The 23,381-nt window shown below is 70.2% G+C and carries 23 protein-coding genes; 7 read left to right on the plus strand and 16 right to left on the minus strand.

Annotated features, from left to right (window positions below; translation table 11 throughout):
* The first annotated feature begins 39 nt into the window (after positions 1-39).
* Positions 40-804, plus strand: a complete 765-nt coding sequence (locus tag A5787_RS24275) for an O-methyltransferase (protein WP_066971808.1) — start codon at positions 40-42, stop codon at positions 802-804.
* A gap of 50 nt (positions 805-854) precedes the next feature.
* Here the strand turns inward: A5787_RS24275 and xerD are convergent, their stop codons facing one another.
* From xerD to tyrS, 13 genes are all read right to left on the minus strand, one after another.
* Positions 855-1,793, minus strand: a complete 939-nt coding sequence (gene xerD / locus A5787_RS24280) for a site-specific tyrosine recombinase XerD (RefSeq protein WP_066971810.1) — start codon at positions 1,791-1,793, stop codon at positions 855-857.
* The gene (locus A5787_RS24285) at positions 1,790-2,413 is read right to left on the minus strand and encodes an NUDIX hydrolase (protein WP_066971812.1); all 624 of its coding nucleotides are present in this window, start codon (positions 2,411-2,413) and stop codon (positions 1,790-1,792) included. Before A5787_RS24285 ends, xerD begins: the two co-directional genes overlap by 4 nt.
* The gene (locus A5787_RS24290; RefSeq protein ID WP_066971814.1) at positions 2,406-4,160 is read right to left on the minus strand and encodes a CTP synthase; all 1,755 of its coding nucleotides are present in this window, start codon (positions 4,158-4,160) and stop codon (positions 2,406-2,408) included. Before A5787_RS24290 ends, A5787_RS24285 begins: the two co-directional genes overlap by 8 nt.
* Before the next feature lie 120 nt (positions 4,161-4,280).
* A complete protein-coding gene (locus A5787_RS24295) occupies positions 4,281-5,225 on the minus strand; it encodes a copper transporter (RefSeq protein WP_066971815.1) in 945 nt (314 codons plus the stop codon).
* Between the two features lie 19 nt (positions 5,226-5,244).
* Positions 5,245-6,426 carry a putative cytokinetic ring protein SteA gene (steA, locus tag A5787_RS24300; protein WP_066971816.1) on the minus strand — a complete coding sequence of 394 codons (1,182 nt, stop codon included), beginning with the start codon at positions 6,424-6,426 and terminating at the stop codon, positions 5,245-5,247.
* Between the two features lie 186 nt (positions 6,427-6,612).
* Entirely contained in the window at positions 6,613-8,361 is a 1,749-nt protein-coding gene (recN, locus tag A5787_RS24305; RefSeq protein WP_066971818.1) for a DNA repair protein RecN, read from the minus strand.
* A gap of 13 nt (positions 8,362-8,374) precedes the next feature.
* Complete coding sequence (locus A5787_RS24310) at positions 8,375-9,295, minus strand: NAD kinase (RefSeq protein ID WP_066971820.1); 921 nt, start codon at positions 9,293-9,295, stop codon at positions 8,375-8,377.
* Positions 9,292-10,101 (minus strand): TlyA family RNA methyltransferase, encoded by an 810-nt coding sequence (locus tag A5787_RS24315; protein WP_066971822.1) that lies wholly within the window; start codon positions 10,099-10,101, stop codon positions 9,292-9,294. Before A5787_RS24315 ends, A5787_RS24310 begins: the two co-directional genes overlap by 4 nt.
* Before the next feature lie 8 nt (positions 10,102-10,109).
* A complete protein-coding gene (locus A5787_RS24320; RefSeq protein ID WP_066971824.1) occupies positions 10,110-10,295 on the minus strand; it encodes a hypothetical protein in 186 nt (61 codons plus the stop codon).
* A 12-nt stretch (positions 10,296-10,307) separates the two neighbouring features.
* A complete protein-coding gene (locus A5787_RS24325; protein WP_066971829.1) occupies positions 10,308-11,315 on the minus strand; it encodes an HAD-IIA family hydrolase in 1,008 nt (335 codons plus the stop codon).
* A 1-nt stretch (position 11,316) separates the two neighbouring features.
* Positions 11,317-12,027: a tetratricopeptide repeat protein gene (locus A5787_RS24330; protein ID WP_369829159.1), complete on the minus strand. Its 711-nt coding sequence runs from the start codon at positions 12,025-12,027 to the stop codon at positions 11,317-11,319.
* Positions 12,028-12,262: 235 nt separating this feature from the next.
* On the minus strand, positions 12,263-12,622 hold the full coding sequence (locus tag A5787_RS24335) for a DUF732 domain-containing protein (protein ID WP_066971830.1): 360 nt from the start codon (positions 12,620-12,622) through the stop codon (positions 12,263-12,265).
* Positions 12,623-12,670: 48 nt separating this feature from the next.
* Complete coding sequence (gene tyrS, locus A5787_RS24340; RefSeq protein WP_066971831.1) at positions 12,671-13,948, minus strand: tyrosine--tRNA ligase; 1,278 nt, start codon at positions 13,946-13,948, stop codon at positions 12,671-12,673.
* Between the two features lie 129 nt (positions 13,949-14,077).
* Here tyrS and A5787_RS24345 point away from each other — a divergent pair, with 129 nt between their 5' ends.
* Positions 14,078-14,956 (plus strand): bile acid:sodium symporter family protein, encoded by an 879-nt coding sequence (locus tag A5787_RS24345; protein WP_066971833.1) that lies wholly within the window; start codon positions 14,078-14,080, stop codon positions 14,954-14,956.
* Positions 14,957-15,007: 51 nt separating this feature from the next.
* On the opposite strand, the gene A5787_RS24350 is transcribed toward A5787_RS24345, so the two are convergent.
* Positions 15,008-15,619 carry a DNA-3-methyladenine glycosylase gene (locus A5787_RS24350; RefSeq protein WP_066971838.1) on the minus strand — a complete coding sequence of 204 codons (612 nt, stop codon included), beginning with the start codon at positions 15,617-15,619 and terminating at the stop codon, positions 15,008-15,010.
* Positions 15,620-15,687: 68 nt separating this feature from the next.
* Here A5787_RS24350 and A5787_RS24355 point away from each other — a divergent pair, with 68 nt between their 5' ends.
* The 4 genes from A5787_RS24355 to A5787_RS24370 all read left to right on the plus strand — a co-directional run bounded on the left by A5787_RS24355 (position 15,688) and on the right by A5787_RS24370 (position 19,228).
* Positions 15,688-16,959: an ammonium transporter gene (locus A5787_RS24355; protein WP_066971840.1), complete on the plus strand. Its 1,272-nt coding sequence runs from the start codon at positions 15,688-15,690 to the stop codon at positions 16,957-16,959.
* Positions 16,960-17,060: 101 nt separating this feature from the next.
* Positions 17,061-17,825 carry an ABC transporter ATP-binding protein gene (locus tag A5787_RS24360; RefSeq protein ID WP_066971842.1) on the plus strand — a complete coding sequence of 255 codons (765 nt, stop codon included), beginning with the start codon at positions 17,061-17,063 and terminating at the stop codon, positions 17,823-17,825.
* Positions 17,759-18,577, plus strand: a complete 819-nt coding sequence (locus A5787_RS24365) for an ABC transporter permease (protein WP_082977427.1) — start codon at positions 17,759-17,761, stop codon at positions 18,575-18,577. Before A5787_RS24360 ends, A5787_RS24365 begins: the two co-directional genes overlap by 67 nt.
* A 27-nt stretch (positions 18,578-18,604) precedes the next feature.
* Complete coding sequence (locus A5787_RS24370) at positions 18,605-19,228, plus strand: TetR family transcriptional regulator (RefSeq protein WP_066971844.1); 624 nt, start codon at positions 18,605-18,607, stop codon at positions 19,226-19,228.
* Here A5787_RS24370 and A5787_RS24375 read toward each other — a convergent pair.
* Together A5787_RS24375 and A5787_RS24380 are read right to left on the minus strand one after the other, a co-directional pair.
* A complete protein-coding gene (locus A5787_RS24375) occupies positions 19,194-19,409 on the minus strand; it encodes a Trm112 family protein (protein WP_066971918.1) in 216 nt (71 codons plus the stop codon). The genes A5787_RS24370 and A5787_RS24375 overlap by 35 nt on opposite strands.
* A complete protein-coding gene (locus tag A5787_RS24380) occupies positions 19,409-22,420 on the minus strand; it encodes an acyl-CoA synthetase (protein WP_156764114.1) in 3,012 nt (1,003 codons plus the stop codon). The genes A5787_RS24375 and A5787_RS24380 overlap by 1 nt, the downstream gene beginning before the upstream one ends.
* A gap of 475 nt (positions 22,421-22,895) precedes the next feature.
* Between A5787_RS24380 and A5787_RS24385 the strand changes: the two genes are divergently transcribed.
* Entirely contained in the window at positions 22,896-23,378 is a 483-nt protein-coding gene (locus A5787_RS24385) for a hypothetical protein (protein ID WP_066971848.1), read from the plus strand.
* Positions 23,379-23,381: the final 3 nt, after the last annotated feature.

Raw genomic sequence — 23,381 nt, forward strand, 5'->3', positions numbered from 1 at the left:
TTCGCAGGGGCATCGTGGCCGGCACTATCGTGGATTCTCATGGATCTCAAGCGACGCCTGCCCATCCTGCGGTGGTCGGTGTGGCGGATGGCCGCCGGGAATCGCAACATCACCACCACGGGACAGATCGGCGACGGGCGCGAGGCCGCCGCCGTCGAATACGTCCTGCGCAACGCCCGGGGCGGCGACGTCGACGACGTGCTGGCCACCATCGACAAGTTCGCCTACGAGAAGTCGATGCTGATCAACGTCGGCGACGAGAAGGGGCTGTTGCTCGACGCGGCCGTGCGGCGCGCCGACCCCGCGGTGGCGCTCGAGCTGGGCACCTACTGCGGCTACGGTGCGCTGCGGATCGCCCGCGCCGCCCCCAAAGCGAAGGTGTACTCCGTCGAGCTCGCCGAGGCCAACGCCGCCAACGCCCGGCGGATCTGGGAGCACGCCGGGGTCGCCGACCGGGTGACGTGCGTCGTCGGGACCATCGGCGACGGCGGACGCACGCTGGACGCACTGGCCAATGACCACGGATTCGCTTCGGGCGCACTCGATTTCGTGTTCCTGGACCACGACAAGAACGCCTACCTGGGCGACCTGATGAGCATCCTCGACCGGGGCTGGCTGCGCCCGGGCGCGATCGTCGTCGCCGACAACGTGAGAATCCCCGGCGCCCCGAAATATCGCGAGTACATGCGCCAGCAGCAGGGCAAGGGTTGGGACACCGTCGAGCACAAGGCGCACCTGGAATACCAGTCGCTGGTGTCCGACCTGGTGCTGGAGTCGGAATACCGGGGTCCAGCGTCGAGTTAATGTCGGGATTTGCGACGAACTCGCGCAACAAGTCGACGTTCGGCGCAGAGTTACCGCGCCCGGGGGTGCGCCCCGGCCCACACCTCGCGCAGCGCATGCACCGTCACCAGCGTGTAGATCTGCGTCGTCGTCACCGAGGCGTGCCCGAGCAGCTCCTGCACGACGCGGACGTCCGCGCCGCCCTCGAGCAGGTGGGTCGCGAAGGAATGGCGCAGCATGTGCGGCGACACCCCCGAGGTGATGCCCGCGCGCTCGGCGGCGTCCTGCAGCACCTGCCACGCGCTTTGCCGCGACAGCCGGCCGCCGCGGGCGTTGAGGAAGATGGCGGGCGTGCCGCGGCCGCGGGGCGCCAGATCGGGGCGACCGCGCACCAGATACGCGTCCAACGCCCGCACGGCGGGGCGCCCGATCGGCACCAGCCGCTGCTTGCCGCCCTTGCCGCGCAGCAACACCGAACGGGCCTCGGTGTCGATGTCGTCGACGTCGAGGCCGACGGCCTCGGAGATCCGAGATCCGGTGGAGTACAACAACTCCAGCAGAGCGCGGTTGCGCAGCGTCAGCGGGCCGTCGCTCGGGCTGTCGCCGCCGGCGCCCTCCAGCAGCGCCAGCACCTCGTCGATGGTGAGGCTCTTGGGAAGCCGACGGCCCGGGGTCGGCGGCCGCACGGCCCGCGCCACGTCCAGTTCGGCCAGCCCTTCGGCGGCGGCGAACCGATGCAGGCCGCGCACCGCGATCAGCGCCCGCGCCGCCGACACCGCGGACAGCGCCGCGGCCCCGGTGTCGGGATCGCCGCGACGCAGCGCCACCAGGAACTCGCTGACGTCGTCCTCGCCCACCTTGGCCAGGTCGTAAATCCCGCGGTCGGACAGGTGCTTGCTGTAGCGGCGCAGGTCCCGGCGATAGGAGCTCAGCGTGTTCTTCGCCACGCCCCGCTCGATCGTCAGGTGGTCGAAGTAGCCCTGCAGCTGCGTGTCGAGAGCCGCCGTCATTGCGCGGCCTTACGCGCTGCGAACGCGGTCGGCTTGTCGGTCCATGGGCTGTCCGCCGGGCGCGGCTGGGCGACCCCGTCGGTCACCGCGTGGGCGGCCAGAATCCCCGCCACCGCAATGGCATTGACGATCTCGCCGGTGAGCACCTTGCGGGTGGCCTCCGCCAGCGGATACCACTGCATCGTCATGTCGGCCTCTTCGTCGTGCGCCTCGGGGCGGTCCACCTCGGTGAGGCCGGTAGCCAGATAGACGCGCACCGATTCGTCGCTGAAGCCGGGCGTGGAATCGAGGTCGACGAGCACCCGCCAGGTGTCGGCCTTCAGCCCCGCCTCCTCGTGCAGCTCCCGGGCGGCGGTCAGCTGCGCGGGCTCGCCCCCCACGTCGAGCAGCCCGGCGGGCAACTCCCACAGCCGCCGGCCGAACGCGTGGCGGTACTGATAGACCATCGGGATGTTGCCGTCGTCGTCCATGGCCACCACCGCCACCGCGCCGAAGTGCTCGACGACCTCCCGGGTGACGAGCTTGCCGCCGGGCATCCGGACCTGATCGCGGCGCAGCGCGAAAATCTTTCCGGTGTGCAGCGTTTCGGATGACGCCGTCTCGAAGACGTGGTCAGCCACGGGACGCGGGCTCGGGTAGCGGCCGCTGAACGCTGTCTCGATGCTGGGTGCCGTTGGGCGAGTGCTGCTCGGGGATTTCCACCGGCAGCTGCTCGCCCGCCTTGTAGTCCAGGGCCGCCTTGACGAACGCGACGAACAAAGGGTGTGGCCGCGTCGGCCTGCTCTTCAGTTCGGGATGGGCCTGGGTGCCGACGACGAACGGGTGCAGATCGGGCGGGTATTCGACGAACTCCACCAAGTGTCCGTCGGGCGAGGTCCCCGAGAAACGCAGGCCGCTTTCGGCGATCTTGTCGCGGTAGGCGTTGTTGACCTCGTAGCGGTGCCGGTGCCGCTCGGAGACCTCGGTGGCCCCGTACGCCTGGGCCACAATCGAATCCGGCTCCAGCACCGCCGGGTAGGCCCCCAGCCGCATGGTGCCGCCGAGGTCCGCCTGGCCGGCGACGATATGCTCCTGATCGGCCATCGTGGAGATGACGGGATCCGGTGTGCCCGGCTCGAATTCGGCCGAGTTGGCCTCCGTGAGACCGGCCGAGCGCGCGGCCTCGATCACGATGCACTGCAGCCCCAGGCACAGGCCCAGCACCGGCAGCCCGCGTCCCCGGGCATGACGGATGGCGCCGATCTTGCCCTCGATGCCGCGGATGCCGAAACCGCCGGGGATCAGCACGCCGTGCACGTCGCCCAGCGCGGTGGCGGCGTCATGGGCGTTCGCGCAGTCGTCGGAGGGCACCCACACCATCTCGACCTTGGCTTGGTGCTTGAACCCGCCGGCGCGCAGCGCCTCGGTCACCGACAGGTAGGCGTCGGAAAGCTCAACGTACTTGCCCACCAGAGCGATTCGCACCGTCTCGTGCGGCTCGTGCACCCGGCGCAGCAGGTCGTCCCACTCGGTCCAGTCGACGTCGCGGAACGGCAGGTTGAGCCGGCGCACCACGAACGCGTCGAGTTCCTCGCGGTGCAACACCTTCGGGATGTCGTAGATCGACGGAGCATCGGGGGTGGAGATGACGCCGTCGATATCGACGTCGCAGCTCAGCGCGATCTTGTTCTTCAGCGCCTCGGGAACGTCACGGTCGCAGCGCAGGATCAGCGCGTCGGGGGTGATACCGATGCTGCGCAGCGCGGCCACCGAGTGCTGGGTGGGCTTGGTCTTGAGCTCGCCCGACGGGGCCAGGTAGGGCACCAGCGACACGTGCAGGAAGAAGACGTTCTCCCGGCCGAGGTCGTGGCGCACCTGCCGCGCGGCCTCCAGAAAGGGTTGCGACTCGATATCGCCGACGGTGCCGCCGATTTCGGTGATGACGACGTCGGGGCGATTGCCGTCGGCGTCCGGCTGGGCCATCGCCACGATGCGCCGCTTGATCTCGTCGGTGATGTGCGGGATCACCTGGACGGTGTCGCCGAGGTACTCACCGCGCCGTTCCTTGGCGATGACGGTCGAATACACCTGACCGGTGGTGACATTCGCCGAGCCGGACAGGTCGCGATCCAGGAACCGCTCGTAGTGGCCGACGTCGAGGTCGGTCTCGGCGCCGTCCTCGGTGACGAAGACCTCGCCGTGCTGGAACGGGTTCATCGTGCCCGGGTCGACGTTGAGGTACGGGTCGAGCTTCTGCATCGTCACGTGCAGCCCACGGGCCGTCAGTAGCTGCCCCAGGCTGCTGGCGGTAAGCCCTTTGCCCAGCGAGGAAGCGACCCCACCGCTGACGAAGAGGTGCTTGGTAGTGGTTTGCGGGTGCTTCCGCACAGGCGACCTCCGTGAAGACGGGCAGGGCTTCGATTTTTCTAGCGATGAACTAGATGGGCCTGCCGACCCACGGAAACCCACCCTAACATCCACGACGCCGTGTCGCGGGGAACACGCCCGCTACTGCGGCACGGTGATCGAGGTGGCCCCGTGCCCGGTGCCGTACTGCCCGACGTGGTTGCCGTTGATCAGGTCGTGCAGGCCCAGCACCGCGGTGATGCGCCCGGGCGCGGCGTCGACGTCGTCGACGGTGCTGATGGCCGACGCCATGCCGGTGTCGGCGCGGGTCACGGCGACCGCGGCGCCGCCCGTCGCCGAACCGTCGCGGCCCGCCAGTAGGGTGCCCGAGCCGTGCGGGGCGAGCGCGGCCGAGAAGCGGGCCACGCTGACGCCCTGATTGCCGGCGTCCTGCGGCAGCCCGCCGCCGGTGACGACCAGCGCGGCGTTGGCCGCCCCCAGCCGGTCGGCGGGCTGGTAGGTGATGAAGCCGGTGTCGCGCAGCGAGGCCAGCACGGTGTCGCGCTGCGTGTCGTCGACGGGCGGCACGCTCGGATTGGCGTTCACCAGCAGCGCGATGCCCAGCAGGTCGCCGGCCTGCGAACCCTGGTCGACGAGCTTGGTGCTCAGCTGCTGACCGGCGGGCAGGATCGACGAGTTCACCACCGTGCGAAGCTTCTCCGCGGAGTTCGCGTCGACGAACTCCTGCGTCAGCGACACCGTTCCGGTGAGGGTCCCGCCGGCCTGGCCGATGAATTTCGAGACCGCGGCGACGTCGTCGTCCTTGGCGTCGGGGGTGCGGAAGACGACCACCGACTTTCCGCCCAGGGCGTCGTGCACGATCCGGCCGGCCAGCTGGTTGTCGAAATTGTTTGCCGCGGCCAGCTTTTCGTTCATCACGTTCTTCTGGTCGTTGAGCCCGCTGATCTGGGTGTACAGGTCACGCTTCTCGTCACGCAGGCTGGACAGCAGGGTGTCCGACAAGAATCCGGAGCCCAGCACGACTCCCACGGCCAGCGCCAGGAAGACGGCGGCCAGCGACAGGGCATGTTGGCGTAACGAGATCATTTGACGCACCGTCCTCGAACTAGCTGACCAAGTGCTGCACCCACAGCGAGAGGTGGTTCCAGTAGTGGGTGACCCAGTGCACCACCACACCGTCGGTGCGGGACACCCACAGCGCCACGATGACCGCGATCAGCATCGTCAACGCCAGCAGCGCGATGGCGCCCGCCGAAATGTGGTTGCGGTACAACGTGGCAACGGCCTTGGCGTCCACCACCTTCTCCCCCACTCGAAGCCGGGTCAAAAACGTCGAGGGGTTGCTCTGGGTGCGGTTGCGGTCGAAGAACGTCTCGATGTTGGCGGTGTGGCCGGCCGTCACGAGCAGCGCGGCGCCGTGGTGGTCGGCCAGCAACAGGGCCAAGTCGACGGCCGAGCCCGCGGCCGGGAAGGTCATCGCTCCCACGCCGAGATCCTGAATCCGCTCCAGACCGGGCGCGTGGCCGTCGGCGTCGGCGGGCAGGACGACGTGCGCACCGCACTTGAGGGCGTCGGTGCTGATCTTGTCGGGGTCGCCGACGATGATCTGGGGCCGATACCCGGCCTTGCGCAACACATCCGCGCCGGTGTCCACGCCGATGAGCACCGGCTGGTACTCCTTGATGAACGGCTTGAGCGAGCGCAACTCGTCCTCGGCGCCGGGCTCGTCGCCCACGATCACCACGTGCCGGCGGCGCAGGTCGACGTCGATGTCGGGGATGCCGATACCGTCGATCAGCAGCGGGCTCTCGCTCTTGATGAACTCAATCGTGTTGCCCGCGAACGCCTCCAGATGTGCGGCCAGGCCGCTCTTAGCCTCGCGCATCAGGTCGGCGATGTCGTGGTCGGTGCGTTCGGTGCCGCGGACCAGGCGGCGGTCGCCGGAGTACACGCCGCCCTCGTAGAGGCGAATCTTGGCGCCGTCCTTGACCTTCTTGAAGACGTCGGGCCCGGTCTCGTCGATGAGGGTCACGCCGTTGTTGACCAGCACCTCGGGGCCCAGGTTCGGGTAGCGGCCCGAGACCGAGGGCGAGGCGTTGACCACGGCGGCGATGTCGGCCTCCACCAGCGCGTCCGCGGTGATGCGGTCCAGATCCAGGATGTCGAGTACCACGATGTCGCCGGGACACACCCTGCGCAGCAGGCGGTCGATGTTCCGGTCGACCCGAGCGGTGCCGGTGAGGCCCGGCCGGGACGTGTTACGCGAAAGCAGACCTGACATCTTCATGGGGGCGATTCTGTCGGTGAAGCCCGGGCCAGGCGTGGAGGCGCGCCGTAACATTAGCCTCAGAAGTTATCTAGAGTCACATCAGTAACAGGGTCATTACGGCTTGGTCGCGGCGAGGGCGCGCAGTTGTACGGGCTGCGCGGCGTGTCGGCGTACAAACACGCGCGCTCGCGGCAGGGGGCCGGGTCAGTCCCTATCGTTCTGTGCCGTTTCGAGCAGTTCGCGGGCGTGCGCGCGCCCGCTGTCCGAGTCGCCCAGCCCGGCCAGCATCCGGGCCAGCTCGGCGACGCGGTCGTCGTCGGTGACTCGCCGCACCACGCTGGTGCCCTTGGGTCCGGCGCTGTGCACCACCAGGTGCACGTCGGCGTATGCGGCGACCTGCGGCAGGTGCGTGACGACGATGACCTGGTGGGTCCGGGCCAGCCGCGCCAGCCGCCGCCCGATCTGCACGGCCGCCCGGCCCCCGACGCCGGCGTCGACCTCGTCGAACACCATCGTGGTGCCGGCCGCCGACGCCGCCAGCACCGCCTCGAGCGCCAGCATCACCCGGGACAACTCCCCACCGGAGGCGCTTTTCGCCAGCGGCAGCACCGTCATGCCGCGGTGGGCGGCGAAGCCGAACTCGACCTCATCGATACCGTCGCCACCGGCGCGCACCAGCTCGCCCGACGGTAGCGCCAGCGTGGCCGGATCGTCCTGGCCCGCGGCGTCGAGGCTCACGTCGATCGTGAATTCGGCGTCGGCCATCGCCAGCCCGGACAGTTCCGCGGTCACCTCTTTGGCCAGCCGCTTGGCGGCCTTGCGCCGCAGCTTGCTGAGATCGGTTGCCCCATCGGACAGTTCGCGGGCCAGTTCGTCGACCCGGCGTTCCAGCGCCGCCAGGCCTTCTTCGGAGATATCGAGTTGCGCCAGCCGATCGCGTGACTCCCGCGCCCACTGCAGCACGCCGTCGATGTCGGCGGCGTACTTGCGGGTCAGCGTGCGCAGTTCCGCCTGCCGGGCCAGCTTGGACTCCAGGGCGCTGGCGTCCACCGGCAGTCCGTCCAGGAACCCACCGAGCTCGTGCGCCGCGTCGGCGACGACGGTGAGCGCCTCGCCGATCTGGCCGGCCAACGCGCGCAGCGTCGCGTCGTCGGTGGATTCGAGTGCGGCCCTTGCCTTTCCGAGGCTATCGGTGGCGCTCTGGCCCAGACCGTCGGCGTCGTCGGCCGACAATGCGGCGCGCGCGATGGCGGCGGCCTCGCGCAGCGTGTCCAGTTCGGAGAGGCGCAGGATGTCGGCGACCAGCGCGTCGTCTTCCCCGGGTTGCGGATCGACGGTGTCGATCTCGTTCAAAGCGAACTTGAGCCGGTCGGCCTCCAGGGCGAGTTCGCGGGCCCGGTCGCGGCGGTCGATCAGGTCGCGCCGCGCCGTCAGCCAGGCGTCGCGCAGCTTGCGGTAGCGCTCCAGCGCCGGACCGGCGCCGGCGAAGCGGTCCAGCGCGCCGCGCTGCTCCTCGGGACGCATCAGCCGCAGCTGGTCGTTCTGGCCGTGCAGGGTCAACAGCTCGGTGGTGAAGTCGCCCAGCGACTTTGCGGGCACGCTGCGGCCGCCGAGATACGCCCGCGACGGCCCGTCGCGGCTGACCGAGCGCAGCGCGATCACGCTGCCGTCCTCGTCGCGCTCCCCACCCAGGTCTTCCAGCATCGCATCCAGTTGCGTCGCCGTCTCATCGGCGAGATCGCTTGTGGCGAAACGGCCCTCGACGACGGCGCGGTCGGCCCCGGACCGGACGCGAGTGGGATCGGCGCGGGCACCGCCGAGCAGGTGCAGCCCGGTCACCACCATCGTCTTGCCGGTGCCGGTCTCGCCGGTCAGCACCGTCAGGCCGCGGCCGAATTCCCCGACCGCGGCGCTGATGGCCCCCAGCGACTCGATGCGGATTTCAGTGAGCACCGTGCCAGCGCCGTTACTTTCCGCGCCAACCGGTCACCGGCAGGCGGAATTTGCGCACCAAGCGGTCGGTGAACGGCGCGCTGTCCAGCCGCGCCCATTTGACCGGTGTGTCGCAGCGGGTCACCTCGATCCGGCAGCCGGGGGGGATCACCATCTCGCGGCGTCCGTCGCAGAACACCAGGGCGTCGTGCCCGCCCGCCTCGGTCTCGATCGCGATGGTGGCTTCGGGGCTGGTGACCATGGGCCGGCCGAACAGCGCGTGAGCGTTGTTGGGTACCACCAGAATTGCCTCCAAGTCGGGCCACAGCACCGGGCCCCCGGCGGAGAACGCGTAGGCGGTGGACCCGGTCGGCGTCGACACCAACACGCCGTCACAGCCGAAGGCGGACACCGGGCGCCCGTCGACCTCGACGACCACCCCGAGCACACCCAGCCGCGGGCCCTTTTCCAGGCTGACTTCGTTGAGCGCCCACCCGTGTTCGACGTGATCCTTGTGCAGCACAGCCACGTCCAGCGTCAGGCGGTTCTCCACCCGGTAGTCGCGGGCCACCACGTGCTCCAGCACCCGGTCGATGGCCTCGGCCTCGGCCTCGGCCAGGAAGCCGATCCGGCCCAGGTTCACCCCGAGCACCGGGATCCCGGCATTGCGGGCCAGTTCGGCGGCCCGCAGGAAGGTGCCGTCGCCGCCCAGCACCAACACCAGTTCGCAGCCCTCGGCGGCCGAAGGGTCCGCGTCGACCACCTCGATCTCGGTCCCCATGGCCCGCATGTCGTCGGGGGCCAGGTGCAGCGATCCGCGGTCGACCGCCTCGGCGGATAGCAGACGGAGTCCAATTCCGTTGTCGCCCAGCACTTTTTGCACGCGGCGCGCGGTCTCGGTCGCTTCGTCGCGGCCGGTGTGGACCACCAGCAGCACGGTACGATGGTCGGTCATTCCGGGCCCTCCGCCACGGCACACGTCACCTTGTCCACCAGCCCATCAGCAGATAGCCCCCGATCGGTCTCGGCGCGCAACCACAGGAAGTATTCGACGTTGCCCGACGGGCCCGGCAGCGGGCTCGCGGTGACGTCGACGGCCTGCCAGCCCAGTTCCCCGGCGCGGCGCGCGACGGCCAGCACCGCGTCGGCGCGCAAGCCGGGGTCGCGAACGACCCCGCCGGCGCCGACCTGGCCCCTGCCCACCTCAAACTGCGGCTTCACCATGGGAACGATATCCGCGCTCGGCGAGGCGCATCCACTCAGCGCGGCCAACACGCTGGCCAACGAGATGAAAGAGAGGTCGGCCACCACCAGGTCGACCGGCCCGCCGATCGCCTCCGGGGTCAGGTCACGGGCGTTGGTCCGCTCGACGACGGTCACCCGGGTGTCGCAGCGCAGCGACCAGGCCAGCTGGCCGTAGCCGACGTCGGCGGCCACCACCTCGGCGGCGCCGCGGTCCAGCAGCACCTCGGTGAACCCGCCCGTCGACGCGCCGGCGTCCAGGCAGCGGCGGCCCGCGACCGCAACGCCGAAGGCGTCCAGCGCGCCGATGAGCTTGTGCGCGCCGCGCGACACCCAGGCGCGTTCGCCGTCGTCGGCGACGGTCAGCGCGGCGGTGACGTCGACGGCGGTGGCCGGCTTGCGCGCCGGCAGGCCGTCGATGCTCACCTTGCCGGCGTCGATCAGTTCCGCGGCCTGCTGACGGGACCTCGCGAGCCCGCGGCGGACGAGCTCGGCGTCGACGCGGGCACGCCGTGCCACCGTCGCACTCAGCCCTTCTCCGCCGACTCCAGGGCGGCCAGCAGCACGTCGTGCGCCTCGGAGAGGCGGCGGGCTATCTCTTCGAGCTCGGCGAGAGACGGCTCGCGGTCGGGGTTTTCCGGATCGCCGACCTCGGACAACTGGGCGACCAGGGCGTCAATTTCAGCGCGAAGCTGATCGGGATCGATAGTCATCGCGTACCTACGTTAGTCGCCGTTCACCAAAGACCAGCGCTGCAGCGCGTCGCGGGCCCGGTCGTCGGCGGCCTCGATGCGCAACGGCTCCGGATCCTCGGCACCCCACACCGCGCTGGCGACCGCGCGGACGACCGACAGGCCGTCCCCCTCGTCGGCGCCGTTGGCGCTGACCGTCACCGCCTTGTCGGCGACGTCGACGTGCCAGCCAGGCTGGGGCCGCACCGCGAGCAATTCGCCGTCGGAGTGCAGCGAGCGCAGATCGTGGCCGATGTAGGTGGGCCGGCGGGCGGGGTCGGCGAAGACGGCGTCGCGCGCGGTGTTGACGCCGGTGAGCACCATCAGGCTGGGCAGCCGCGCGGCGTTGGCGCCCTCGATGTCGGTGTCCAGCCGGTCGCCGACCACCAGCGGCGCGCGAAACTCGCCCCGGGCCACCGCGTCCTGCAGCAGGCGCGGCGCCGGCTTGCCGGCGACCCGGGGTTCGGCGCCGGTGGCCGCCCGCAGCGCGGCCACGAACGATCCGTTCCCGGGCAGCAGGCCGCGCTCGGTGGGCAGGGTGGGGTCGACGTTGGCCGCCACCCACAGCGCGCCGGCGCCGATGGCCAGGGCCGCCTCGGCGAGGTCCGGCCAGCCGATGGTCGTGGACAGGCCCTGCACGACGGCGACCGGGTCGTCGTCGTAGCGGCGCACCGGGCGCAGCCCCACCGCGGCGATCTCGTTGGCCAGCGCGTCGGTGCCCACAACCAGCACCCGGGAGCCCGGCGCCAGTTCGTCGGCGAGCAGCCTGGCCGCGCTTTGCGCGCTGGTGACGACGTCCGAGCCGGCGGCGGTGAAGCCGAGCTCGCGCAGGTGCAGCGCCACCTCGTCGGCGCTGCGGGAGGCGTTGTTGGTGACGTAGAGCTTGCGGCTGTCCACGTCGTCCAGCGACTGCACCGCGCCATGGGTCGGCTCAGCGCCGCGAAAGACGGTCCCATCGAGGTCGACCAGCAGGCAATCGTATTGTTGGGCAAGGCTTTTCATCTCAACCCAGCTCGCTGACCCGCTCTTCGGCGTCGGTGACGCCTTCGACGTCGGCGGCCGCCGAGCGCAGGAACCATTGCAGCGCTTCGTCGTTGCGGCCGAGCGCCAGCAGCGTGTCGGCGTAGGCGTAGAACAATCGCGCCGCCGTCGAACCGTTGCGGCTCGGGTCCAGCTGCGGGGTCGACAACAGGGTCAGGGCCTGCTCCAGCTGCCCGAGGTCCGCGCGGGCGCCGGCGGCGACGATGCGCAACTCGTCGGCGTCGTCGCCGGACAGCTGGGCCGCCTCCTCGCCGCGCGCCAGTTCGATCGCCCGCTCCGGACGGCCAAGTCCGCGTTCGCAATCGGCGATCAGCGCGAGCAACGGCGACTTGCTGCCCATCCGGCGGGCGGCGCGCAGCTCGGCCAGCGCCTGGGCCCAGTCGCCGCAATGGTAGGCGGCGATCCCGACGGCCTCCCGGACCGCGGCGATCCTGCTGGAGCGGGCCCGCGCCGCGCGGGCGTGGCTCAGCGCTGCTTCGGGGTCCTCGTCGATCAGCTCGCCGGCGGCGACCAGGTGGCGCGCCACCGCGTCGGCCGTGGCGCGGTCCAGGGTGCTCAGTTCGCGCCGGACCTCGGGCGCCAGCTGCCGGGCCTCCACGCCGGGTGGAATCGGGGGCCCGCCGTGCGGCGCCCGATCGTCTTCACCGTCTTGGCCGCCGCTGCGGGGCTGCACCGGGCGGGCACGGCCCGGGCCCGACCAGGAGCCCGATGCCGAGCGGGGTCGCCGCTTCCCGTCGCGCCCCTGCCTGTCGTCAACCACTCTGCAAAGGATACGGACGCCCTTGCGGCGCGGCCGTCGAGTGTGCGGTGACGGCGTTGAGTGTGCGTCCAGGGCGGGAAAACCGGCGAAAACCCACCCTGAGTGCACACTCAACGCCGTCAGCTCACACCCGGTGGAGCGAGGCCGCCTAGGCCGGGCCCCGGTCGGTCAGCAGCGGCGCCAGCACCGCCGGGCAATAGGTCGCGATCGCGACGACGGTGAACACGCCGGCCGCATCGCGGGACATGCCATAGCCGTCGGCCACCGCGGCGATCACCGAGTCGAACGAGCCGCCCGGCTGCACGAGCATGGGGCAGACCGACTGGCCCAGCGCCATCGCGGCGTCCGGCTGCGACACCGGGACGCCCGCGTTCGTGAGGGCCCTCAGGAACGCGTTGCCCCGCAGGTCGGCGTGGACGGGTGCCGCCAGCACCGCGGTCAAACCGGCCACGCCCGCGCCCACCCCGACGACCCGCAATACCCGCCTCGCGCTAGTCACCGTGACCACAGTGGTCGTCGACGGTCACGTCCGCAGCACGGCGCGATAAAGATTGAGTCAGCCGGCGATTCGTTCGATCCCGGCGATGTTGCGTTTGCCGCGCCGCAGCACCAACCACCGGCCGTGCAGGAAGTCCGACGGCTGCGGCGCCCAGTCCTCGCTGTCGATGCGCACGTTGTTGACCGAGACGCCGCCCTCCCCGATGGTGCGCCGCGCGGCCCCCTTGCTGGCGGACAGGCCGCTGGCCACCAGGAGGTCGACGATCCCGTCGGGACTCCCGGGCTTGAGCTCGGCGACCGACGCCTCGCGCAGCGCGGCGGCCAGCGTCGCCTCGTCCAGCCGGTCGAGTTCGCCCTGCCCGAACAGCGCGCGGCTGGCGTGCTCGACGGCCTCGGTGGCCGCCTCGCCGTGCACCAGCACGGTCAGCTCGCGGGCCAGCCGGCGCTGGGCGGCGCGCTGCTGCGGGCGCTCCCGGGTGGCCTGTTCCAGTTCGGCCAGCTCGTCGGCCGATAGGAAGGTGAACCACCGCAGGTACCGGATCACGTCGGCGTCGGCGGTGTTGACGAAGTATTGGTACCAGGCGTACGGGCTGGTCATCTGCGGGTCCAGCCACAGGCTGCCGCCGCCGGTGGACTTGCCGAACTTGGTGCCGTCGGCGGCGGTCACCAGCGGGACCGTCAGCGCATGCACGGCCGCGCCGAGCTTCTGGCGGACCAGCCGCACCCCGGCGATGATGTTGCCCCACTGGTCGGAGCCGCCGATCTGCAGCGTGCAGCCGTGGCGCTGGTGCAGCTCGACGTAGTCGTTGGCCTGCAGCAGCATGTAACTGAACTCCGTGTAGGAGATTCCCTCGCCCTCCAGGCGCCGCCGCACGGTGTCGCGGTCCAGCATCACGTTGACCGAAAAGTGCTTGCCGATGTCGCGCAGGAACTCGACGGCCGACAACGGCGCGGTCCAGTCCAGGTTGTTGACGACGACGGCGCCGGTCGGGGATTCGTCGAAGTCGACGAAGCGCTCCAGCTGGCCGCGGATCCGCTCGGTCCACGCGGCGACCGTGTCGGCCTCGTTGAGGGTGCGCTCGCCGACGTCGCGCGGGTCGCCGATCATGCCGGTGGCCCCGCCGGCCAGCACGATCGGGCGGTGCCCGGCGCGCTGGAACCGACGCAACGCCAGCAGCGGCACCAGGTGGCCGGCGTGCAGGCTCGGCGCGGTGGGGTCGAAGCCGGCGTACACCGTCATCGGCCCGCGCCGCGCTTCGGCGGCGAGCGCATCGAGGTCGGTGGACTGCGCGATCAACCCGCGCCAGCCCAGCTCGTCGAGGATCCCGGAAGACATCGCGCACGACTTTAGTCGCTCGCACGGCCACGATTCGCCCGCGCGCCGCTCTGTAAGGCAAGCTAACTAGGTGGCGCATCGTCGCGCCATCGACTTCCCCCCGTACGCGCACCAACAACGCGGAGCGTCATGGACAACCGATACTGGCCGTTGGTCGTCGTCATCATCATGCTGGCCCTCGGGCTGACGCTCACCATCGATGACTTCAAGCGGGCCGCCACGCTGCGCAAACCATTGGCCGTTGCGCTCGCCTGCCAGTCACTGTTGCTCCCGACCCTGTGCCTGCTGATCGCCGAGGCCTTCCACCTCGAACCGCACCTGGCGGTCGGGCTCATGCTGATGTCGGCGACCCCCGGCGGGACGATGTCGAACCTGCTCAGCCATCTGTTCAACGGGGACCTGGCGCTCAACCTCACCCTGACCGCCATCAACGCCGTGCTGTCGATCGTCGCCCTGCCCGCGATTCTGGCGGTATCGATGACCTGGTTCCTGGGCGAAGGCCGGTTCCTCCCGCTGCAGCTGGACAAGTTCGGCGCGGTGATCGCCCTGATCCTGGTTCCCATCGCGATCGGGGTCGCCATCCGCCACCGCTTCCCCGAGCTGGCCCGGCGACTGCAAAAACCGGTCCGGATCGCCGCGGTCGCGCTGCTGGTGCTCGCCATCGTCGCGGCCATCGCCGGGGGACGAACGACGCTGTGGCACAACATCGGCGCGCTGAGCGGAGCCGTCGTGGCGTTCTGCGCGGTAAGCCTGACCGTCGGTTACCTGGCGCCCCGCCTGATGCGGCTGGCCCCGCGGCAGGCCGTCGCGGTCAGCCTTGAGGTCGGGATGCACAACGCCGTCGTGGCGATGGGCATTGCCCTGAGCCCGCAGTTGCTGAACAGCGTCGTAATGGCCACGCCGGCCGCGGTATACAGCGCCGTCGCGCCGCTGCTGGCCGTGACGTTCATTCTCCTCGCCCGCCGGGTCGACCCGGCCTTTCGCGTCGCCGCCCCCGTCGCCGTCTAGCCCGATGGTGGCGACCCGCCGCGCCCCGCTACGCGGCGCTTGCGATCGCCACTAGTCACTGGTCCCGGGGGCGGGCGCCCGCGGGCTGCGGCGGTACGCGGAGACCTCCGGCCGGCCCCCGAGCCACAGTCGCCAGGGCCGGTCGGCGGCCTGGCTGACCCCGACGCGAGGGCCGGACACGGCGGTCAGCGGGTCGTGCAGTTCCACGGTCACCGGGCCAGCGGGGTCGAACAGGTCGATTCCGTTGTCGTCCATCGTGATCCCCAGGGCCGAGCACAGATTGCCGGGGCCGCGCGCCAGCGCCGCGGTGCGGACCAGCTCACCGCGGCGGGCACGCGCGACGTCGGTGCCGTCCTCGATGGCCGCGGCGCGCAGCAGCACGGCGGCGGCGGTGCCGTCGGGGCCGCAGGAGACGTTGGCGCAGACGTGGATCCCGTGACTGCGGTAGGTGTAGAGCCGCCCGGGCGGCCCGAACATCACGGCGTTGCGCCCGGACGGGCCGCGGTACGAGTGGGCCGCGGCGTCCGGCCAGGGACCGTTGGGCACCCCGCCGTAGGCCTCGACCTCGACGACGACGGCGCGCACCCCCCGTCCGGTCAGGGTTGCGCCGAGCAGCCGATGGGCGGCCGCGACCGGGTCCACCACCAGCCGGTCCGCAACCACCCAACGAACCTACCGGCACCGCGGACATGGCATTATCTCCGGTTGCCGCGTGGCAAAGGAGCCCAAATATGCATGCGATCGACCCCGCCGCCACGGCGTGGCTGCTGGCCAGCACCGCTCTCGTCCTGCTGATGACCCCGGGCCTGGCCATCTTTTACGGGGGCATGGTCCGCGCCACCGGGGTGCTCAACATGATCATGATGAGCTTCATCTCCATCCCGCTGGTCACGGTGGCGTGGCTGCTGGTCGGCTACACGATCGCGTTCTCCGAAGACGGCGCGGGCGGGTTCGTCGGCAACCTCCAGCACGTCGGGATGCTCGGTATCGGCCCCGACACCGTGCACGGGACCGTTCCCGAACTGCTGTATGCGACGTTCCAGTTGGCGTTCGCGATCGTCACGGCCGCGCTGGTCAGCGGCGCGATCGCCGACCGCGCCAAGTTCGCGGCCTGGATGACGTTCGTCACGGTGTGGGCGATCGTCGTGTATTCGGTTGTCGCGCATTGGGTCTGGGGGCCGGGCGGCTGGCTGGCCAAGATGGGCGTGCTTGACTACGCCGGCGGGCTGGTGGTCGAAATCGTGTCCGGCTCCTCCGCGTTGGCCCTGGCGCTGGTGCTTGGGCCGCGCATCGGCTTCAAGAAGGACGCCATGCGGCCGCACAACCTGCCGTTCGTCTTGCTCGGCGTCGGGCTGCTGTGGTTCGGCTGGTTCGGGTTCAACGCCGGGTCGGCCCTGGCCGCCAGCGGGACCGCCGCGGCCATCTTCCTCAACACCCTCGTCGCCGGCTGCCTCGGCATGCTTGGCTGGCTCGCGGTCGAACAGGTCCGCGACGGCCGGCCCACGACGTTCGGCGCGGCATCCGGTGTGGTCGCCGGCCTGGTCGCCATCACCCCGTCGTGCGGGACGGTCAACACGCTCGGGGCGGCGGTCGTGGGACTTGCGGCCGGTGTCGTGTGCTCGTTCGCGGTGGGTGCGAAATTCCGCTTCAACTATGACGATTCGCTGGACGTGGTGGGCGTGCACTTCGTCGGCGGCGTGGTCGGCGTCTCGCTGATCGGGCTGCTCGCCACCGCGGTGATGACGGCGGGCCCGCGGGGCCTGTTGTACGGGGGCGGCTTCGCCCAGCTGGGCAAGCAGTGCCTGGCGATCGTCGTGGTCGCGCTGTATGCGTTTGTCGTGTCGTTCGTTCTCGCGAAGCTGATCGACGTGACGATGGGCTTCCGGCTCAGCGCGGAGGACGAGACCACCGGCGTCGACCTCACCCAGCACGCCGAAACCGCCTACGCCGAAGGCGTGCACGGGCACCTGCCCCAGCGCCGCCCGGGTCTGCCCTCCGCATAACCGCGAGAGCGCGTCTGGCGACGCGGTCGCGAGTGCGCCCCTCGGTAATTGCACTTCCGGCGCCCTTGACAAGCCCTCTTCCGCGGACGATTATTCATCACATGATGAGTTCATCCAGTGATGAATTGTTGGCGAGGGGCCACGCCCCCGCGGTCAGCATCGAGCATCTGCGCGTTGTGCGCGGGAAACGCCCTGCCCTGCACGACTTTTCGGTGCAGATCGCGCAGGGCACCATCACGGGGCTGCTCGGCCCGTCCGGCTGCGGCAAGACCACGCTGATGCGCAGCATCGTGGGCACCCAGATCCTGACGTCCGGCACCGTCACGGTGTTGGGCCGGCCCGCCGGAAGCCCGGCGCTGCGCCGCCGCGTCGGATACATGCCGCAGGATCCGACCATCTACAACGACCTGCGCATCGTCGACAACGTGCGCTACTTCGCCTCGCTCTACGGCTTCGACAACCGCGCCGCCGACGACGCCATCGACCGGGTCGGCCTCACCGACCACCGGACCGCGTTCTGCGGCAACCTTTCCGGCGGCCAGCGCACGCGGGCGTCGCTGGCGTGCGCGCTGGTCTGCCAACCGGAGCTGCTCGTGCTCGACGAGCCCACCGTGGGTCTGGACCCGGTGCTGCGCGTCGATTTGTGGGAGCAGTTCACCGAGCTGGCCCGCGCCGGCACCACGCTGCTGGTCTCCAGCCACGTGATGGACGAAGCCGATCATTGCGGCGATTTGCTGCTGATGCGCGAGGGCCACCTGGTGGCCCACACCACCCCGACCCGACTACGAGAGGACACCGGATGCACGTCACTGGAGGACGCGTTTCTGTCCATCATCAAGCGCAGCACGAGGCTGCAGGCGGGCTAGGGCTCAAGGCGTACACAGCGACGACGACGCGGATCCTGCGCCAGCTGGCCGCCGATCGCCGCAGCGTCGCGCTGATCCTGGTGGTGCCGGTCGTGGTTATCACGTTGATGTACTTCATGTTTCACAACACCCGGCACCTTCCCGGAACACCGTCCCCGTTCAACAACGCCTGCCTGATCCTGCTGGGCCTGTTCCCGCTGTTCGTGATGTTCATCATCACGGCGATCACGATGCAGCGCGAACGAGCCTCGGGGACGCTGGAACGGATCCTGACCACTCCCCTGCGCCGGCTCGACCTGCTGATCGCCTACGGCACCGCGTTCTCGATCGCCGCGGCGGCGCAGGCGACGGTGGCGTGCACCGTGGCGTTCTGGTTCCTCGGCTTCGACACCAAGGGCAGCTGGGTGTGGGTGTTCGTGATCGCGATCGTCAACGCGGTGCTCGGCGTCGGCCTGGGCCTGCTGTGCAGTGCGTTCGCGCGCACCGAGTTTCAGGCCGTGCAGTTCATCCCGCTGGTGATGGTGCCGCAACTACTGCTGGCCGGCATCATCGTCCCGCGAGCGTTGATGCCAGACTGGCTGCAATGGATCAGCAACGTCATGCCGGCCAGCTACGCGCTGGAGGCACTGCAACAGGTCAATTCGCACACCGAGTTGACCGGAGTCGCGGTGCGCGACATCGTCGTCGTGGCGGGTTCCGCGTTCGCTGCGCTATGCCTGGCCGCGGCGACGCTGCGGCGCCGGACGCCGTAGTGGCGGGTCGCCACGGGGGGTCCTAGCGTGACGGCCGCCAACACCGGGCGCCGGCGGCCCGGGCGGCCGGCCGGCAGTTCCGACACCCGAGAGCGGATCCTGACCAGTGCCCGAGAGCTATTTGCCCGCAACGGGATTGACCGCACGTCGATCCGGGCCGTAGCCGCCGGAGCGGGCGTCGACGCCGCGCTGGTGCATCACTACTTCGGCACCAAGCAGCAGCTGTTCGCCGCCGCGATCCATCTCCCGATCGACCCGATGACGGTGCTGGTGCCGATGCGGGAGACCCCGATCGAGGAACTCGGTCTGCGGCTGCCGTCGGTGCTGTTGCCGATCTGGGACTCCGAAATGGGCGCGGGCTTGATCGCCACGGTGCGGTCCTTACTCACCGGAGCCGAAGTGCGCCTGGCGCGCTCGTTCCTGGAGGAGATCGTCGTCGAAGAGGTCGGTTCCCGCGTCGACAACCCGCCGGGAACGGGCAAGATCCGCGCCCAGTTCGTCGCGTCGCAGCTGATGGGCGTGGTGCTGGCGCGCTACATCGTGGGGATCGAACCGTTCGCGTCGCTGCCGGCCGAACAGATCGCGCGGACCATCGCGCCGAACCTGCAGCGCTACCTCACCGGGGATCTGCCGGACGGGCTCGCTGGATGAGGCGGGCGTGCTCGTCGTCGTCGACGTCGCGGGCCTCGTCGATCAGCAGCACCGGGATGCCGTCCTCGATGCGGTAGGCGCGCCGCAGCCGCGGGTTGTAGAGCAGCTCATCGTCGACCAGGAGCAAGGGGCCCCGGTCGGCCGGGCACACCAGGATGGCGAGCAGGGAGTCGTCGACCATCACCGGGCACCGCTCAGCTCGGACCGCACCCCGGGAGTCAACCGGCGGAACTCGCTGCTGCCCGCGTCGAAGTACCACGCCTGGCGACCCGCCTTGGGGATCCCGGCCGCGCGCAGGGCGCTGACGGTGGGCCGGTAGGTCGCGCTCAGCGTCATCTCCGGGCACACGTGCACGATGTCGGGCCCCAGCCCGACGGGTATCTTCGCGACGGCCTCGGTCAGGTCGGCCGCGGTGATGGTGGCCCCCGGCAGCAGCGTCACCGCCGACACCGCCGCCTGCTGGTCGCCAACGGGCACGTTGTAGGTCACCGCGAGGTCGATGCCGTTGATGCAGCCCAGCGCGTCGGTGACCGCTTCGGCGTAGACCAGGCCCCGCGCGGTGTGGACCACCGAGCCGCGCCGGCCCATCAACCAGTAGTCGCCGTCGTCGTCGCGGCGGAACAGGTACTCGGTGGATATCCAGGTGTCGCCGGCGGCGAAGACCCCGCGCTTGACCGACGCGCTGGGGTCGATCGGCCCGTTGGACTGCGCGAGCAGCACGCCGACCTGGTTGGGGGCGGCGATCTGGACGAAGCCACGGTCGTCCTCGAGGATCAGGTCGCGCTCGGCGTCGTACGCGCCGAGCTCGATGCGCCCGGCGCCCGGCAGCGGCCGGCCCTTGCTGCCGATCTTGGCGCCGGACACGTTGGCCAGCACCGCCTGTCCGTCGGTGGTAGCGAAGAATTCGACGACGCGCGCCGGGTCGAACGCGTCGACGACGCGCGCCCACAGCCCGGTCGGCATGCCGGAACCGATGAACAGGCGCACCGGATGGTTGCCGTGCAGCACGAACGCGGGGTCGTCGACGACGTCGCGCAGCATGGCCCAGGTGTAGGACACCACCGTCACGCCGTACTGCCGCACCTCCTGGACGAACCGGTCGGGCTGCAGCCCGCGCGACAGCGCGATGCGGGTGCCGCCGACGACCGCGCCGCCGAGGCTGACCAGCAGCGCCGACTCGTGGTGCAGCGGCGTCAGGCAGTACACGGTGTCGCGGCGGTCCAGGGCGGCGGTGGAGGCGGTCCCGAAGGCTGACACCGCCCAGCGGTAGTTGGTGATCTGCTTGGCGACCAACTCGCCGCCGGCGGCGTTGAACGCGATGAACGCCAGATCGCGGGCCAATCCCGGGTTGGGCCGGTACCACGCGGGCAGCTGCACCGCGTCCGGGTCGATCTGCTCCATGTCGATGATGTCGGAGTCGTGGGGCAGGTGCAGGTCGCGCGCCTCGCCGCCGCCGAGCACCAGGATCTGCCCGGGCAGGTCGCGCGCCGCGTCGAGGTTGGTCGGGTCGGTGAGGATCTCGGTCACGCCGCCGAGGCGGGCCGACGCCAACAGGTCGGCGTCGGGGCGCATCACCACGGCGATGGCGCCCAGCCGGGACAGGGCGGCGATGGCGACCAGCGCGCTGGGTCGCGTCTCCATCAGGACGCCGACGCGGTCGCCCTGGCGGACCCCGACCTCGATCAGGCCGCGGACGACGTTGTTGACGCGGCGGTTGACGGCCTCGTAGGTGTGCACGCGGCCGTCGAACAACAGGAACTCGCCCTGCGGGGCGTCGCGCGCCTGCTCGTCGATGATGCGGCCCAGCGAGATCCGGGTGTGGTCGTTGATCTGTCCGAGCCGGACCAGTCGCGGCAGCGTCCGGACCGTCTCCACGGCCAGGGTGCGCATCGACTTGTTGGCCGCGACCATGGCGTTGGCGGTGCCGCGCACCACCTCCAGCGCCGCCTCGGAGACCTCACCGAGGCCGTGCACGATCCGGGAGCTGAACGCGACACCGCTGGCGGTGTGCTCGATCGGCTGGTCGGCCATCAGGTCGATGCCGTCCGGCTTGTCCCCGCCGGTGGACAGCCATTGCACCCATTCGGCGACGGTGGGCCAGCTCTCCCGCGCCGCTCGAGATCCGACGACCAGACCGAAATGGCCTGTGCGGACCAGGCGTTCGTAGACCTCGGCGTACGGCGCCGCGCGGCGGATGCCGCGCACCGAGGCCGGCTGCCCGATGTCGTCCACCTCGCCGACGAAGGCCAGCACCGGGCAGGTGATGTCGGTGAGCGTGACCATCTGGCCGTTGATGGCGAAACCACCGGTCATCATCCGGTTGTGCGCGATGAACTGCTTGAGCAACTCGGAGATGGCCGGGCCCGACCACGCGATCCAGCCCTCGCGCTCGAGGAACCGGCGCTGCTGCCCGCGCGGCAGCAGCGCCTCCCGGTCGTGCAGCTGGCGCACGAAGTCGACGCGGGCCTTGGCCGTCTTGAGCGGGTCCATCATCTGAAAACCGGTGCGCGCCATCCAACTTGGGATGGCCAGCCGACTGAAGACGTGATCGGCCATGAAGTTGGCCGCGGGTGCGGCGAAGTTCGCCGGGATGCCCATCGGCAGGGCGGCCAAAGTGTCCACCGGCGAGCCGAACGCCACGATGCTGGCGAGGTTTTTCGACCGCCGGTAGGCGGCGACCTGATAACACCACATTCCACCCTGCGAGTAGCCCACCAGGTGGATGTCGCTGCCGGTGACGTCCTTGACCGTGTCGATCGCCTGGCTGAGCGCGACGATGTGGTCGGCCAGGTTGCGGCGCATGCCGCCCTCGATCTTGTCCGGCGAGCCGAAGTCGATGACCCACGGATCGATCCCGCGGGCGTGCAGGATCCCCACCGCGCCCTCTTCGCGGGTGACGTCCCACATGTCGGCCGACATCATCATCGGGTGCACCATCAGCACCGGCGGGCCCACCGGCGCATGCCCGGGCCGGCTGTCCGGCGGGAAATACCGGCGCAGCTTGTACATCGGGGTGCTCTCGACGATCTGGGACGGAGACGGGACGGTGCCGGTTTCCAAACCCCCCAGTCGCAAGACCTCGAGCCCGTTTTGTGCCGTCGCGACCAGGCGCTCGACCGGCCGCGTGACCATCGAAAAATTGAGATCCACCGCTGCTCCCTGACTCTTGACAGCTCCGACATCATGGCACATCGGCACGCACGGCGGTTTTGGTCAGGCTGTTTGCCCGCGGGTAGCTCAGCCCGCGCGATCCCGGTCCGTCGAATTAGGCGGAAGCGTTAATTTGTGGGCCTCCGGTCGCGGCGTTACAGGCCCGCGAGACCCATGGGCCCGAGTCGCGAAAGCGACGACTTGCGTTGGTTAGCGCCCGTGTTTAGGGGTATGCAACCCAGGCGCATGGTCCGCGACGCATGCCTGCATGCCGTCCGGACCACCTCGGTTGAAATACGCAGCTGGGCGCTTAACCAGTTCTCTGGGCAGCCATCTCGACTCGTTTGTCGTGACGGGTGTCGTCGGGTGGCTGGCACAGCGTGTTTCCTTGCGGAGTGAGGTGGCCCGATGGGCACGACGACGGCCCGATCTAACGGTCCCGGGCGCCCTGCCGCAATTCGCCAACGAATCCCAGCCGGCCGATGGTGCCCGGCGGACGTCAGGAAAGGGTAGGCAAATGTTGTTGCTAGGCAACGGCGGACGGCGCGAAGGCGGCCAGCCCCAGCAGCTGGCCGAGCGGGCACTGTACGACGTCGCGCACGGTCGCTTCGAACGCTCGCTGTCGGGCCTGACGGCGATGGCGGCGGTCGTCACGACGGCCGAAATCTACTTCGAGCACTACAAGGCCAGCTTCGGCAACAAGTGGATGTGGAGCCCCATTGTGGTGACCCCGCCGGTGGTCGTCGCCGGAATCGGCGGGGTGTTCTCGCGGCGCTGGGCCAAGCTCTGGCTGCCGATCACCGCCGGCATCTACACGGCCAACGGCCTGATGGGCGAGTATCTGCACGCCCGCGGGGTCGCGCGCAAGCCGGGCGGCTGGAAGCACGCGTCCTACAACGTGCCGATGGGCCCGCCGATCGCGGCGCCCGGATTGATGTGCATGGTCGGCGGGATGGGGCTGCTCGCCTCGGTCCTGCGCCGCGAACGGTTCCGGCGATAGATC

Source organism: Mycobacterium sp. 852002-50816_SCH5313054-b, from assembly GCF_001667185.1.
GTDB lineage: Bacteria > Actinomycetota > Actinomycetes > Mycobacteriales > Mycobacteriaceae > Mycobacterium.